14 protein-coding genes are annotated in these 13,952 nt (G+C 66.0%); 7 read left to right on the top strand and 7 right to left on the bottom strand.

Features of this window, described 5'->3' with window-relative positions:
• Window positions 1–47 precede the first annotated feature (47 nt).
• Window positions 48–1,262, bottom strand: a complete 1,215-nt coding sequence (gene kynU, locus H8S47_RS02715) for a kynureninase (protein ID WP_187502391.1) — start codon at window positions 1,260–1,262, stop codon at window positions 48–50.
• Entirely contained in the window at window positions 1,259–2,179 is a 921-nt protein-coding gene (locus H8S47_RS02710; RefSeq protein ID WP_187502390.1) for an alpha/beta hydrolase, read from the bottom strand. Before H8S47_RS02710 ends, kynU begins: the two co-directional genes overlap by 4 nt.
• A gap of 123 nt (window positions 2,180–2,302) precedes the next feature.
• Between H8S47_RS02710 and parC the strand changes: the two genes are divergently transcribed.
• On the top strand, window positions 2,303–4,600 hold the full coding sequence (gene parC / locus H8S47_RS02705) for a DNA topoisomerase IV subunit A (RefSeq protein ID WP_398456784.1): 2,298 nt from the start codon (window positions 2,303–2,305) through the stop codon (window positions 4,598–4,600).
• A 61-nt stretch (window positions 4,601–4,661) separates the two neighbouring features.
• A complete protein-coding gene (locus H8S47_RS02700) occupies window positions 4,662–6,344 on the top strand; it encodes a putative bifunctional diguanylate cyclase/phosphodiesterase (protein WP_187502388.1) in 1,683 nt (560 codons plus the stop codon).
• Between the two features lie 325 nt (window positions 6,345–6,669).
• On the opposite strand, the gene H8S47_RS02695 is transcribed toward H8S47_RS02700, so the two are convergent.
• From H8S47_RS02695 to H8S47_RS02680, 4 genes are read right to left on the bottom strand one after another with little or no spacing between them, the layout of a single operon-like run.
• Window positions 6,670–7,851, bottom strand: coding sequence for a CCA tRNA nucleotidyltransferase (locus H8S47_RS02695; protein ID WP_187502387.1), 1,182 nt, complete (start codon window positions 7,849–7,851; stop codon window positions 6,670–6,672).
• Complete coding sequence (locus tag H8S47_RS02690; protein ID WP_187502386.1) at window positions 7,842–8,438, bottom strand: CoA pyrophosphatase; 597 nt, start codon at window positions 8,436–8,438, stop codon at window positions 7,842–7,844. Before H8S47_RS02690 ends, H8S47_RS02695 begins: the two co-directional genes overlap by 10 nt.
• On the bottom strand, window positions 8,435–9,016 hold the full coding sequence (locus H8S47_RS02685) for a DUF1285 domain-containing protein (RefSeq protein WP_187502385.1): 582 nt from the start codon (window positions 9,014–9,016) through the stop codon (window positions 8,435–8,437). Before H8S47_RS02685 ends, H8S47_RS02690 begins: the two co-directional genes overlap by 4 nt.
• 43 nt (window positions 9,017–9,059) lie before the next feature.
• Window positions 9,060–9,587, bottom strand: a complete 528-nt coding sequence (locus H8S47_RS02680) for a GNAT family N-acetyltransferase (protein WP_187502384.1) — start codon at window positions 9,585–9,587, stop codon at window positions 9,060–9,062.
• 356 nt (window positions 9,588–9,943) lie between these two features.
• Between H8S47_RS02680 and H8S47_RS02675 the strand changes: the two genes are divergently transcribed.
• Window positions 9,944–10,315, top strand: a complete 372-nt coding sequence (locus tag H8S47_RS02675) for a dihydroneopterin aldolase (protein WP_187502383.1) — start codon at window positions 9,944–9,946, stop codon at window positions 10,313–10,315.
• Window positions 10,316–10,319: 4 nt separating this feature from the next.
• Window positions 10,320–10,619: a Rossmann fold domain-containing protein gene (locus H8S47_RS02670; RefSeq protein WP_187502382.1), complete on the top strand. Its 300-nt coding sequence runs from the start codon at window positions 10,320–10,322 to the stop codon at window positions 10,617–10,619.
• A 95-nt stretch (window positions 10,620–10,714) separates the two neighbouring features.
• Here the strand turns inward: H8S47_RS02670 and H8S47_RS02665 are convergent, their stop codons facing one another.
• Complete coding sequence (locus H8S47_RS02665) at window positions 10,715–11,611, bottom strand: hypothetical protein (protein WP_187502381.1); 897 nt, start codon at window positions 11,609–11,611, stop codon at window positions 10,715–10,717.
• A 224-nt stretch (window positions 11,612–11,835) separates the two neighbouring features.
• On the opposite strand from H8S47_RS02665, the gene H8S47_RS02660 reads away from it, so the two are divergent.
• From H8S47_RS02660 to H8S47_RS02650, 3 genes are all read left to right on the top strand, one after another.
• On the top strand, window positions 11,836–12,516 hold the full coding sequence (locus H8S47_RS02660) for an energy transducer TonB (protein ID WP_187502380.1): 681 nt from the start codon (window positions 11,836–11,838) through the stop codon (window positions 12,514–12,516).
• Between the two features lie 68 nt (window positions 12,517–12,584).
• Window positions 12,585–13,379, top strand: a complete 795-nt coding sequence (locus H8S47_RS02655; protein ID WP_187502379.1) for a MotA/TolQ/ExbB proton channel family protein — start codon at window positions 12,585–12,587, stop codon at window positions 13,377–13,379.
• Window positions 13,380–13,470: 91 nt separating this feature from the next.
• Window positions 13,471–13,947, top strand: coding sequence for an ExbD/TolR family protein (locus H8S47_RS02650; RefSeq protein WP_187502378.1), 477 nt, complete (start codon window positions 13,471–13,473; stop codon window positions 13,945–13,947).
• Window positions 13,948–13,952: the final 5 nt, after the last annotated feature.

The raw sequence follows: 13,952 nt of genomic DNA, 5'->3' as shown, positions 1-13,952 counted from the left end.
ATCCGGAAACCTCCCCCATTAGTTCAGGCGTCCGAGGTGTGCTCGCGTTACGTGACGGCTAGGCGCTGGGAGAACGCTGGATCGCGCCAAGCTTCGGTTTCGAGGGTTTCGCGCAGGATGTCGGCAGCGCGCCAGACGTCTTCATGGCTCAGATACAGGGGTGTCAGGCCAAGGCGGAGGATGTCGGGGTCGCGGAAGTCGCCGATCACGCCTTGGGCTATCAGTGCTTGGGTCAGGGCGTAGGCGTGCGGGTGGCGGAAGCTGATGTGGCTGCCGCGGTTTGCGGGGTCACGGGGGCTGACGCATTCGAGGCCCAGGGTGTCACCTGCGGCGGCAAGGATATCGAAGAGTTGCGCGCTTTTGGTGGCGATGGCGTGCTGGTCGACATCGGCCCATAGGTCGAGTGCGGCTTCCAATGCAGCGGTGGAGAGCATCGCGGGGGTGCCGGCGAGCCAGCGCTTCATGCCGGGGGCGGGGCGGTAGGCGTCCTCGAATGCGAACGGCGCCGCGTGGCCCATCCAGCCGGAGAGCGGGCTGGCGAGCGCGTCCTGCCAGCGTTTCGCGACGTAGAAGAACGCGGGGGCGCCGGGGCCGCCGTTGAGGTATTTGTACGTGCACCCGACGGCGAGGTCGGCGTTGGCGCCGTCGAGATCGATCGGGACCGCGCCGACGCTGTGGCTCAGGTCCCAGAGCATGAGCGCGCCGGCGTCGTGCGCGCGCGCGGTCCAGCCCGTCATGTCGAAGCGGTCGCTGGTCTTGTAGTGGACATGGGTGAGCAGGAGGACCGCGGTGTCTTCGTCGAGTGCGGCGGCCAGGTCTTCGCGTGCGACCACTTTGAGGCGTGCACCGGTGACGCAGGCGACTGCGCCTTCGGCAATGTGCAGGTCGGTTGGGAAGTTCCCGGCTTCGCTGACGACCGTGTGACGCTTCGGATTGCTGCGAAGAGCGGCGACCAAGGCCTTGAAAAGGTGCGTCGAGGTCGTGTCGCCGATGATGACCTCGTCCGGCGCGGCGCCGATCAGTGGCGCGATCTTGGCGCCGATCCGCTGGGGGGCGTCGATCCAGCCTTCGTTCCAGCTGCGGATCAGGCGGTCGCCCCATTGGCGCGTGGCGACGTCGGCGAGCGCGGCCGGCGTGGCCTTGGGGAGCGCGCCGAGCGAGTTGCCGTCGAGGTAGATCACGCCTTCCGGTAGCGCGAACTGGTCGCGGTAGGCGGCGAGCGGGTCGGTCGCGTCAAGCGCGCGGGCGTCTTCGAGGGTCACTGGGTCTTCCTGAGGTCGGCGAGGATCAGGCGCTTTGCTTCCGCCCAGGCGGCGGTTTCGGGCGCGATCAGTTCGACATGGCCGGTGGCGGGGATGGTGATGGTGTGGAGCGTGGCGGTGTCGCCGGCCGCATTTGCCTTCGCAACATAGTCGGTGGCCATGACGAAGGGGATGATCCGGTCTTCGCGCCCACTGATCAGGTCCTGCTTCATGCCGAGCGGGAGGAGGCGCGGGACGGAGGTGTCGGCGTAGACGTCCGGATGCTGCGGGGTCGGCTTGCCGACCAGTTGTCCGACGACCTCTACCCCGCAGCCATTCTGGGGACTGGCGGCGGTGGCTTCTAGATCGGGGAGCCCGCCGAGGCTGATGACATGGTCGATGCGGAGCGGGTTTGCGGTGCGGAGCGGACTGGTCGCGGGCAGCTTCGGCCGGCCGGCGAGCCAGAGCGCGAGGTGCCCGCCGGCGGAATGGCCGATCGCAACCACATGCCGGGTGTCGAGATTGAACTTCTTGGCGTTTACCGCGAGTTGATCGGCGGCGTTCGCAGTATCCGCGAATGTGCCGGGATAGCCGCCGCCGGCGCGATCGACTCCGCGGTAATCGATGTTCCACACCGCTACGCCGCTTTTGCGAAGATCGTCGGCGATCCAGTTCATCAGGCTGCGATCGGCGATGCTGGTCGTCCAGCACCCGCCATGCACCATGACCACGACTGGGAACGGCCCTTTCCCTTTTGGAATCCAGACGTCGATCTTCTGCATCTGGTCGGTGCCGTAGTCGATCGTCGCGTCGGGCGCTGGTTTCGGGCGCTTGGTCAGGTCCGGCCACGTCAATAGGGACGGCTTGGCGGGGGCGGAGGTTTGCGCGACCAGGGGAGTCGAGATGGCGGCGAGCGCGAGAATTGCAAAGCGGATCATGGGGTTGGTCTAGCGTGCTCGACCCGCGGCGTCATGCTGTCATCTGGCGTTCTTCGTGCGGACGACGCGCGCGCTACGTTCATGCTTTGATCGTTGCGTTTTCACCTGCTACCGATGTCGGCAATGGCCAGCAGCGACTTCAAAGACCCCTTCGACTCCATCGTCGACGCCCCCTTCGATAGCGCGCTCAGCGAGCGGTATCTCGTCTACGCTCTGTCGACGATCACCGCGCGATCGCTGCCCGACGTCCGCGATGGGATGAAGCCGGTTCATCGGCGCCTGTTGTGGGCGATGCGGTTGCTCAAGCTCGATCCGGCGCAGGGCTACAAGAAATGCGCGCGCGTTGTCGGCGACGTGATCGGTAAGTACCATCCGCATGGCGATCAGTCGGTCTACGACGCGATGGTGCGTTTGGCGCAGTCGTTCGCGATGCGCTATCCGCTGGTCGACGGGCAGGGCAATTTCGGCAACATCGACGGCGATAACGCGGCCGCCTATCGCTATACCGAGGCGCGGCTGACTCAGGTCGCGATCGACCTGATGGACGGGCTCGACGAGGACGCGGTCGCGTATCGTCCGACGTACAATGGCGAGGATCACGAGCCAGAGCTGTTCCCCGGGTTGTTCCCGAACCTGCTGGCGAACGGCGCGAGCGGGATCGCGGTCGGCATGGCGACGAGCATCCCGCCGCACAACGCGGCCGAGTTGCTGGAGGCGGCGATCGTGTTGATCGATACGCCCGACGCGGATGATGCGGCGATCCTGGAGCATGTGAAGGGGCCCGATTTCCCCACCGGCGGGCTGGTGGTCGATCCGCCTGCGGTGATCCGCGAATCCTATGCGACCGGTCGGGGCGGCTTTCGTGTCCGGGCGCGCTGGGAGACCGAGCGGGAGAAGGGTGGCGGCTGGCAGTTGATCGTCACGGAGATCCCGTACGGCATCCAGAAGGGCAAGCTGATCGAGCAGATCGCCGAGCTGATCAACGCCAAGCGCCTGCCGATCCTCGCCGATGTGCGCGACGAATCGGATACCGAGATCCGCATCGTGCTGGAGCCGCGCAGCCGCACGGTCGATCCGCAGATCCTGATGGACGGGCTGTTCCGGCTGACCGACCTCGAGACGCGGGTGAGCCTCAACCTGAACGTCCTCGACAAGGATCGTACGCCGCGCGTGATGTCTCTGCGTGAGGCGTTGGCGGCGTGGGTCGATCACCAGTTCGTCGTGTTGCGCCGGCGCACCGAGCACCGGCTCAGCAAGATCGCCGACCGGGTCGAACTGCTCGACGGGTATCTGATCGCGTACCTCAATCTCGATCGCGTGATCGAGATCATCCGCACCGAGGACGAGCCCAAAAAGGTCATGATCGACGAGTTCGCGCTGACCGATCGTCAGGCCGAGGCGATCCTCAATATGCGGTTGCGCAGCTTGCGCCGGCTGGAAGAGTTCGAGATCAAGACCGAGCGCGACAAGCTCGATAAGGAGCAGGCGACGCTTGCCGCGTTGCTTGCGGATCCGAAGAAGCAGCGTGCGCGGATGAAGCGCGACATGGCGAAGATCCGCGATCGCTATGGGCTGGAGACGGTGCTCGGCAAACGACGCACGACGATCGAGGAGGCTGCGCCGACGCGCGACATTCCGCTGGAGGCGATGATCGAGCGCGAGCCGATCACCGTCATCCTGTCGCAGCGTGGCTGGATCCGGGCGATGCGCGGGCATAACGACCTGGCGAGCCCGGAGGCGCTGAAATTCAAGGAGGGTGACGGGCCGGCGTTCGCGTTCCACGCGCAGACGACGGACAAGCTGTTGCTCGCGGCGGAGAACGGGCGGTTCTACACGCTGGCGGCGGACAAGTTGCCGGGCGGGCGCGGGTTCGGAGAGCCGGTGCGGGCGATGATCGATCTCGATGGCAGCATCGGGATCGTCGCGCTGCTGCCCGCGAGCAAGCATCCGAAACTGCTCGTCGTCGCGACCGACGGCCGTGGTTTCTCGGTGAGCAGCGCGGAGGTGATCGCCGAGACGCGCAAGGGCAAGACGGTGGTGACGCCGCGGCCCGGGGCGCAGTTGAAGATCGTCCGGCCGATCGGACCCAATGACGATTACGTCGCGGCAATCGGCGACAACCGGAAGATGCTGGTGTTCCCGCTAGCCGAACTCGTCGAAATGACGCGCGGGCAGGGGCTGCAACTCCAGCGTTATCGCGATGGCGGACTGGCCGACGCGATCACGTTCGTCTTCGCCGAAGGACTGAGCTGGGCAATGGGCGGTGGCACGGGGCGCACGCGGACCGAATCGGACCTCGGGCCTTGGCGCGCGGCACGGGGCGCCGCAGGAAGAATGCCGCCAACGGGATTTCCGCGTGACAATCGCTTTGCGAGCGATCCGCTTAGCACCCTGAAAAACCAAAAGATTGGCGATAATTGACAGTATGGAGCCGTTTCGGTTCCTTTAGGACGTCTTAAGGAAGCGTCGCTACAACGGGGGAATGGCATCGATAGCCCCGGATGCGATTACGCAATCGATCGTCGCGACCGAACTGGTCGCGCGGGCCCTGGAACTGATCCCGATCCCGGCTGCCCATGTGGTCGTCAACGGCGGCGTGTTCGATCTCTTCGCGATGAACCGCGCCTATCGTCTCGCCGGCCTTGGCGTGGTCGCCGAGCGATCGCCGATGATCGCGGATCTCGGACCGCGCATCCTGGCATTCCTGGAATCGGCCAGCCTCCGGTCGGATTTCGAATGGACCCTGGGTGATGTCATCGACTGCCGCTATTACCGGGTGACGATCGCGCGGACGTTCGCGTCGTTCCGCGATCGCTGCACGATCAGCTTCATCGACCAGACTTCGCAAGTCCAGACCGAGCGCAGCCTGCGCCGTGAGATGACCACCGACAGCCTGACCGGTTTGCCCAACCGTGAGGGATTCGAGGAATTGATCGAGGACGTCGAGGATCGCAGCGTCAGCGCGGTTCTCGCGGTCGATCTCGATCGGTTCGGGCGACTGAACTCGTGTCTCGGCTCGCTTGCCGGGGACGAGTTGCTGATCACCGTCGCGCGCCGGATCAAGGGGGCGTTGCGCGCGCGCGACACGCTTGCACGGATCGGCGGCGACCAGTTCGGCATCCTGATGACGATCGATACCGATCGCGAGGAAGCGCATGCACTGGCCGAGCGGATCCAGCGTACGCTCACCGCACCGTTTCGACTGACGGATTACGAGATCAGCGTCGAATGCTCGGTCGGGATCGCCTATGGCGCGGACGAAGCGAGCGACGTCGCCGAGTTGATCCGACACGCGCAGTTCGCGGTGAAGCGGGCGAAGGCGAGCGGGCTGGCCGAAAGCTATCTGCCACAGGATTTCGCGATCGCGCGTGCGCAGTTCGGCATGGAGACCGCCCTGCGGCGCGCGATCGAAAATCGCGAGCTTCGGCTGGCGTATCAACCGATCTGCGACCTGGCGACCGGTCGGATCGTGGCTTTCGAAGCGCTTGCGCGGTGGACCGACGAACAGGGCCGTCGGCATTGTCCGACCGAGTTCATTCCGGTCGCCGAGGAATCGGGGCTGATCGTGCCGCTGGGGCGCTGGGCGATCGACGAGGCCGCGCGAACGCTCGCCGCATGGGATGCGCGGCACGGTGCGGCTTGCGGGGTGAAATTCGCGGTCAACCTGTCGGCGATCCAGTTGCAGCGCGACGACATCGCCCCGGTGCTGGAGGCGGCGCTGGCATCGACCGGGTTGACCGGCGACCGGTTTACGCTGGAACTGACCGAGAGCGCGATCGTGACCGACCCGGATCGGATCGCCGGGACCATGCACGCGCTGAAGGCGTTGGGAACGACGCTGGCGATGGACGATTTCGGGACGGGCTATTCCAACCTCGCCTATCTGCAGAAGCTTCCGATCGACGTGCTCAAGATCGACCGCAGTTTCGTCACCGAGATGCTGGCGGACCGCGACAAGGTATCGATCGTCCGCGCGATCCTGAGCCTCGCGCAAGCGCTGGGGATGAAGACGACCGCCGAGGGGATCGAGACCAACGAGCTCGCGCAGACGCTGGCGGCGCTCGGATGCACGTTCGGGCAGGGGTATTTCTATGCCAAGCCGCTGGAGGCGGAGGCGGCGTATGCGATGATCGGCGCGGGTGGGGGCGTGTCGCCGTTGGCCTAGGCTTAAGCGCTGGGTATTCAACGGCCGACGGCATCCGGGTGACTACCGTCGTGGCAGCAGGCAACGTCGTCGTCCCAGCAGTCGGCGTCGTCCCGTCAGCCACTGTCGCCGCAACGCCTGCCTTCGTCCTAACAGCCACCGGCCGCCGTCGCCGCAACGGCCACCGTCATCCCAACAACTACCGTCACCCCAGCGAAAGCTGGGATCTCATCGCGTGGGTATGACGCTCCGCCAACGGGGATCCCCAGCTTCCGCTGGGGTGACGGATTTGGGGCGACGTCGGCACTGGGAAGTACACGGCTCGCCGCTCCAGCACTTCAACAGCTTAGCAACTCAGCGCTTCAGCCACCATCTGATCTGCGATCGCCGCGACGCGTTCCGCATCCGGAAAGCCTTCCGCGATCCACTGCGTTTCGACCTGTCGCAGCATCGCCGCGACGTCCGGGCCCTTGCGCAGACCGCGTTCCACCAAGGCGCCGCCGGAGAACGGGAAGGCGGGGGGCGTCCAGTCCTTGATCGGGGAAACGCCTTCGCCGGCGATCAGCAACCGGTCGATCGCGACGGTCATGCCGGCGCGGTAGGCAAGCGCCTGCGGGCCTTCGGTGCCGGGCCCGGCGGTGGCGGCGATCAGACGTTTGCGGTCGGTGTTCGACAGCTTCAGGCGCGCGCCGACCGCTTCGGCCGCGGCGGGCGCGATCGTCATGGCGAGGCGGCGGATCGGGTCGGGTGCGATCCCCGCCGCCGTCTCGCGCCCGGCGAGGAGAGCGAGACGCTCCGCACCCGCCGCGTCGATCTCGGGCAGGACCGCGCGGAAAATCCCGCGCTCGACCATCAAGGCGACCACCGGCACCGCGTTGGCGGCGACCAGCAGCTTCAGCACCTCGCTCGCGACACGTTCGCGGGAGAGCGCCATCAGATCGTTCGCGCGGGTGGTACAGGCATTCAGGCCCGCTTCGTCGATCGAGGTGCCGAACCGGGCATGGAACCGGAAGAAGCGGAGGATGCGCAGATGATCCTCGGCGATCCGCTGCAACGGGTCGCCGATGAAGCGCACGCGCCGTGCCGCGAGGTCGTCGAGGCCGCCGAAATAATCGAAGATCTCGCCCGTCGCAGGGTCTGCGTAGAGCGCGTTCATCGTGAAGTCGCGCCGCGCCGCATCCTCGCGCCAGTCGTCGGTATAGGCGATGATGGCGTGACGGCCGTCGGTCGAGACGTCGCGGCGCAGCGTCGTTACTTCGACCGGACCCGCGGGCGTGACCGCGGTGATCGTGCCGTGCGCGAGGCCGGTCGGGACCGCCTTGATCCGCGCGTCCTGGAGACGCTCGATCACCTCCTGCGGGGGTAGGCGGGTGGCGATATCGACATCGGCGACGTCGATCCCGAGCAGCGTGTCACGGACTGCGCCTCCGACGAAGCGGGACTCGCCCTCGGTTGCCCCGAGAAACTTGGTCAGTGCTTCGAGACCGTCACGATCGCGCCACGGTGCGGCCGGGAGTATCAAGACCACCTCAGGCGGCGGGCGAGATTGACGATCATCGCTGCGGTCGCACCCCAAATGCGGCGCTCGTTCCACATGATCTCGTAATAATGCCGGTCATGGCCCTGCCATTCGAGCGTCGCCTCGACATGGTTCGCTTCGTCGAGGAGAAACGCGAGTGGCACTTCGAAGACGCTGGCGACTTCGGCTTCGCTCGGCGTGAACACCAGGTCGGGCGGTATGATGCCGATCACCGGCGTCACCTGGAAACCGGTGACGGTGCGGTAGCTGTCCGCCTCGCCGATCACCCGGACCTCGTCGCGCGGGAGGGCGATTTCCTCCTCGGCTTCACGGAGCGCGGCGGTGACGACGTCCTCGCCGGGATCGATCCGACCGCCGGGGAACGCGATCTGGCCGGGGTGGCGGCTCATCGTATCGGTGCGCTGCGTCAGGATCACGCCGGGATCGGCGCGATCGGTGACCGCGATCAGCACCGCGGCGGGGAGCAGCGTGTCGGCGGCGGTGAGGTCGCCGTCATGCTGGTCGCCGGTGAGCAGGATCATGTGCGAGCCGGCGCCCTTCGCCAGCGCTGCGGTCAGCCGTTCCGTCAAACTCATGCGTTGGGTTCCAGCGCGGCGGGCTCCAGCGGGAAGAACGCCCCGTCGCTCCAAAGGCCGGCTGGCGTCGCATCATCGGCGATCGCGCGCTCGGCGAGTTCGTAATAGACCGAGCGCACGACCAGCGCCTCCATCCCGCCGCGCACGACGAGATACGGTCGCGGGCCGTCGGTATCCTCGACGAAGCGCAGTGGATGCTCGGGACCCGCGGTGACGAGATCGCCGGTGTTGAGCCGGAAGGCGAGTTTCGAGTCGCGACCGGTGCCCTCGGCCTTCATCTCGACCGCGATGAAGGGCGCGTCCTCGACCTCGATATCGAGCTTTTCGACGGGGGTGACGAGGACGTGGCTGCCATCGGCCTCGCGGCGCAGGATCGTCGAGAACAGCCGGACCATCGCCGGGCGTCCGATCGGCGAGCCCTGGTGATACCAAGTGCCGTCGCGCGCGATCCGCATCTCGCTGTCGCCGCAATGCGTCGGGTTCCATTTCTCGACCGGCGGGAGCTTGGCTTCCTCGACGAGCTTGGCGATCTCGGCGAGACTTAAGGAGGCGATATCGGGGATGGGATCCATGGGCATGGCGGCGGACTAGGCGGGCAGGGGGGCCAGGTAAAGCGGCGGCTTATGCGGATGCGGTGACTGGTATCGTAACCGGCACGCGTGCACCGAGCATGCCGGGCGTGTTCGGGACGGCGTCGCCGCGTGCGAGCAGGCGGTGGCGCTCGACTGGACCCGGTGCGCGCCAATGCGTGGTGCGATCGGCGGAGAAGCCGAAGAAGCGGCCGTAATAGTCAGGATCGCCGATCAGCATCAGCGCGCCATCGAGGCTGTGTCCGGCTGCCGCATCGAGCGCGCGGGTCATCAAACGGCGGCCGATCCCGTCGCCCTGGTGGGTCGGCTCGACCGCGACCGGGCCGAGCATGACGAGCGGCGTTTCGACCCCGTCCTGGATCAGCGCGATCGGCCAGCATTGGATTGAGCCGACCAGGGCGCCGTCCTCGATCGCCGCGAAGCTGAGGACGGCTATCGCCTCGCCAGCGCCGCGGATCGTGTAGGCGGTGCGGCGAAAACGGTCCGGCCCGAACGCGCGATCGAGCAGCGACTCGACCATGGCCGGATCGATGCTGTCGAGGGGGACGAGAGTGATCACGGCATCTCCTGCCCCCGGACGTGCCGCGCGACGGCGCGCGGGCGATGGGGGCAGCGCGCTTTAACTTCGGTGCGGCTGAACGCAAGGATAACCGGCGGGGGTGGGGGGCTGTTGTCGAGGCGCTACTCCGAGTGATCGAGGGCCGCCCGTTAGAATCCTCCCCCGCAAGGGGGAGGTGGCTGGCGTTTGCCAGACGGAGGGGGAGGTAAGGGAAACCGGCATTCCGTGTCCTCCCCCTCCGTCACCTTCGGTGCCACCTCCCCCTGGCGGGGGAGGATTGCGTGAGTTGCTGGTCAGCGCGTCTCACTTCGAAGACCCGACTTTCATCTCGCCGCGCGTCTGCTAGAGGCGCGGCGATGGAAGACAGTCTTCAACTCGAAGTCCACGATCTCGAAGTGCAGGTCCTGACCGGCATCTATTCGGAGGAGACACACCTGCCGCAGCCGCTGCGGATCTCGCTGACCGTCGACATGGTGTGCCCCAAGCGGTTCGACCCCGATACGCCGTTGTCGGCGTCGAAAAATTACCTCGATCTGAAGAATGCGGCGACCACTGCGCTGCCGCCGGGCGTGCACTTCACGCTGATCGAGGGCGTGGCGGATCATATCTGCGAGACGCTGTTCCTGCAGGATGCGCGCGTGCTGCGCGTGAAGGTGAAGATCGTGAAACTGGCAATCGCCGAGGCGGACGAGGCGATCGGCGTGACTCTCGTCCGCCACCGCCGCTGACCGCATGCGCCTGACGCTCGAACCGGGTGGCGAACCGGGTGGGGATATCGCCGCGCTGGTGCGGGGGGCGGTTGGCGAGTCGCTGGTGGTCGTGATTCCGGCGACGCCGGATGCGCTGGCGATGGCGCTGGCAAAGGCTGCGATCGGCCCGCTCGCGGTGGAATTGGCGCCCGCGACTCGGGTGAATGCGGTGGTGCTGGCTGAGGGCGGCGCCGCCGCTGACGTCGATGCGGCGGTCGCGTTTTTAGAGAACGCGCCCTCGACCACGGGCCAATTGATCGAAATTCACTCGCACAACCTGTAAGGGATCCTCTCCCGCAAGGGGGAGGTGGCTGGCGCTTGCCAGACGGAGGGGGAGGCAGACGCCAACCCTTGCTCCGTGTCCTTCCGCAATTGGCGCTAGACCTTCCGCGTCCGCCCGCACGGGCCGAGCGCGGCCAGCACATAAGCGTAATCCTCGCGCGCGATCGTCGCGTCGGCGGCCTCCAGCGACCCGGTGCTCCGCTCGGGCAGTGTCTGCGGCAATGCGCACGCCATCCGGTACCACAGCAACGTCTCGGGCGCCGGCGGTGCGGCGGATTCGTCGACGATCTCGCTCAGCGCGACCGCCCAGCGTGGCTGTTCGCCCGGACGGCGCAGGATCGACAGCGACACCGGCCGCTGGTCCGCGGTAGTCAGGAAAATCTGCGTCTCGCCCTCGCCGGGCAGCGCGCCCGCGACGTGGAATGCGTTGCCGATCCCGGTGATGACCGGTGGTGCGTCGCTTGCCAATGCGTCCTTGGCGATCTTTCGCGCGCGCGCATCGGCGGTCGGCGTCCAGTCGAGCTGCGCGTCGGGCGCTATCAGCTGGACCTGGTTGACCGCGCCGGGCACCGGCCGCGCGAAGATCAGCACGCGCGCCTTCTTGAACTTCGGCACGCGACCCGCCGAATCGGGGGCAACGTCGAGCAGATACCCGATTCGCGGCGGCAGCCCATCTGCCCCCCGGATCAGCGCCGTAACGTCAACCTCGACATATAGTCGGACTAAACCCGGCACGAGGTTCGGAGCTTCGGCGGGCTTGATCTTCGCGGTCGATCGCACCGTCGCATCGGCGATCACCGGCGCGGACAGCACCATGTCGGCGATGTCGGCATACCCGATCCCGCCGGCGCTATCCGGTTGCACCGCATCACGCGAAACCGACGCGTTACCGGGAGAAACCTGGCCTAGTGGGGGCATCTGTCCGGCATGGACGGGGAGCGCGACGAGCGCGATCGACAGGGCCGAAGCCGTAACGTGAAACAATGGATTCATGCCGACAGGCTACGCGACCCAAGCTGAACGATACAGAAATAATTCTGCCATCTAGCGGTTGTAAGTTTGTTGCGTCTGACAAAGCGTTTGCGTGTCGCATGACGTGGCGATAGGACTTGGTGAATGCCCCGTGGTTATTCCGGCCAACGGCAGACGCATGTGTCGCGTACCGAGTACGGACATGTGCGTACGGAGCAGGCAGATTAAGGGAGTGTCGTTTCTGAATGGCCTATACTGACCAGAAGATGTCCGGAGGCAAAATCGTCGCGATCGTGATCGTCGCGCTGATTCATGCGGCCTTGGGCTACGCTTTCGTCACGGGCCTCGCGTACCAGTACGTGAAGAAGGCCCAAGAAAAGATGACGACGTTCGACGTGGAGCCGCCGCCGCCGCCGCCTCCGCCCGACGAGCCCCCGCCGCCGCCGCCTGACCAGCCAAACTTGCCGCCGCCACCGACCACGGTCGTGACGCCGCCACCAGTGGTCGTGACCCCGCAGCCTGCGCCTGCGATCACCACGTCGACGATCATCCCTCGGTTCCAGCCGACGGCCCCGCCTGCGCCTCCCGCGCCGCCGGCTCCGCCAGCAGCACCGGCACCACCAGTCGTTAGCAAGGCGGCCGGTGCAAAGGGTGATCCCGCACAGTGGGTGTCGACGGACGACTATCCGCCGAGCTCGCTCCGCGCCGAGGAAGAAGGCACGGTTGGGATCGCTTGGGACATTAACACCCAGGGTCGCGTCGAGAATTGCCGCGTCACGTCGTCGAGCGGATCGTCTGCGCTGGATCGGGCCGCTTGCGCCGCGATCACACGGCGTGGTCGGTATTCGCCGGCAGTGGACACGGCGGGCAACCCGATCCGGTCGAGCTCTTCGCGTCGCGTGACGTGGAAGATCCCGCCCCAGTAATTTGGTGCCATAACCGCCGCAGCTTTCGTTTCAGATATAGACCTATATAGTCAGAGGACTAACCGATCATGATCACCACCATTCTTGCGGCGGCCGGGACCGCCGCTGCCGACGCCAACCCGTACGGCCTCCAGGCCGCACTTCGCGAAGGCGGCCTGATCTCGCAGACCGTGTTCGGCATCCTCGTGCTGATGTCGGTCGTGTCGTTCTACATCCTGTTCTCGAAGCTGTTCGAGCAGCAGAAGATCATCGGTCAGGGCAAGCGCGTCCGTCAGGCCTTCTGGTCGTCGAACAGCCTTCGCGAAGGTTCGGCCAAGCTGGAGAAGAACTCGGCCTACAAGCAGATCGTCGACGACGGCCTGGCCGCTCAGGAGCAGCATTCGAAGCTGACCGATCCGGTCGAGGCCCATGACTGGCTGCACGGTTCGCTCGCGCGTTCGGAAGCTGCGATCAACTCGAAGCTGGGTGGCGGTCTCGCTTTCCTCGCGACGGTCGGTTCGGTCTCGCCGTTCATCGGTCTGTTCGGCACGGTTATCGGCATCTACCGCGCACTCGTGAAGATCGGTGCATCGGGTCAGGCATCGATCGACAAGGTCGCAGGGCCGGTCGGTGAAGCACTGATCATGACCGCACTGGGTCTGGTCGTCGCAGTTCCCGCCGTGCTGTCGTACAACTGGCTGCAGCGCCGCAACAAGTCGATCGCAGAGGACCTGTCGGCCTTCTCGAACGACGTGCTGGGCTTCCTTGCTTCGAACGGCGCCGTGCGTCCGTCGATCGCAACGGCTGCCAAGCCGGTTGCGGCCAAGCCTGTTACGACGACCACGACCGCCGGCCAGACTGGTGGCGTGCCGCGCGCCAACTAAGACGCGAAAAGGGGGGCTGCTGTTCGCAGCGGCCCCGCTTCATTGCCGCCGGCAGTTCCGGTGGCGATTACATGGATAGGATAGTTCGCACATGGCGATGAGTGTTGGTGGCGATTCCACCGAGAGTTCGATATCGGACATCAATACGACGCCGCTGGTCGACGTCATGCTCGTGCTCCTGATCATCTTCCTGGTGACGACGACTGTCGCGGTCCAGGCGGTGCAGCTGAAGCTCCCGGAGGTTCGCTTCGATCCGACGATGACCAAGCCAGAGAATGTCTCGCTGTCGGTGACTTCGGCCAACGGACAGTGCCAGGTATATTGGGGCCTTTCGCAGGTTACTCATGAAGAGCTGCTGCAACGGGGTGTCGACAAGCTGAAGGCTGAGATCGCACGTCAGGGCGGTGCCAATGCTGCCGGTCTCGAACTTCCCGAGGCGCATATCCGCGGCGACGTGGACGCACCGTATCGCTGCATCGGCGCCACGATCTACACGATGCAGCAGGCCGGGTTCGCCCGCGTCGGTTTCATCTCCGAACCGCCCCCGGGCGGCACCACCGAACGCTGATGCCG

It is taken from the genome of Sphingomonas albertensis (assembly GCF_014358075.1).
In the GTDB taxonomy this organism is placed as follows: Bacteria; Pseudomonadota; Alphaproteobacteria; order Sphingomonadales; family Sphingomonadaceae; genus Sphingomonas; species Sphingomonas albertensis.
This window is presented reverse-complemented; position numbering and strand designations above follow the sequence as displayed.

What these genes read in the sequence shown, in the direction of transcription:
- H8S47_RS02655 (WP_187502379.1), top strand. Translation starts at nt 12,585, where the DNA reads ATGATCACCACCATTCTTGCGGCGGCCGGGACCGCCGCTGCCGACGCC.
- H8S47_RS02660 (WP_187502380.1), top strand. Translation starts at nt 11,836, where the DNA reads ATGGCCTATACTGACCAGAAGATGTCCGGAGGCAAAATCGTCGCGATC.
- H8S47_RS02670 (WP_187502382.1), top strand. Translation starts at nt 10,320, where the DNA reads ATGCGCCTGACGCTCGAACCGGGTGGCGAACCGGGTGGGGATATCGCC.
- H8S47_RS02685 (WP_187502385.1), bottom strand. Translation starts at nt 9,016, where the DNA reads ATGCCCATGGATCCCATCCCCGATATCGCCTCCTTAAGTCTCGCCGAG.
- parC (WP_398456784.1), top strand. Translation starts at nt 2,303, where the DNA reads ATGGCCAGCAGCGACTTCAAAGACCCCTTCGACTCCATCGTCGACGCC.
- H8S47_RS02710 (WP_187502390.1), bottom strand. Translation starts at nt 2,179, where the DNA reads ATGATCCGCTTTGCAATTCTCGCGCTCGCCGCCATCTCGACTCCCCTG.
- H8S47_RS02665 (WP_187502381.1), bottom strand. Translation starts at nt 11,611, where the DNA reads ATGAATCCATTGTTTCACGTTACGGCTTCGGCCCTGTCGATCGCGCTC.
- H8S47_RS02650 (WP_187502378.1), top strand. Translation starts at nt 13,471, where the DNA reads ATGGCGATGAGTGTTGGTGGCGATTCCACCGAGAGTTCGATATCGGAC.
- H8S47_RS02675 (WP_187502383.1), top strand. Translation starts at nt 9,944, where the DNA reads ATGGAAGACAGTCTTCAACTCGAAGTCCACGATCTCGAAGTGCAGGTC.
- H8S47_RS02690 (WP_187502386.1), bottom strand. Translation starts at nt 8,438, where the DNA reads ATGAGTTTGACGGAACGGCTGACCGCAGCGCTGGCGAAGGGCGCCGGC.
- H8S47_RS02700 (WP_187502388.1), top strand. Translation starts at nt 4,662, where the DNA reads ATGGCATCGATAGCCCCGGATGCGATTACGCAATCGATCGTCGCGACC.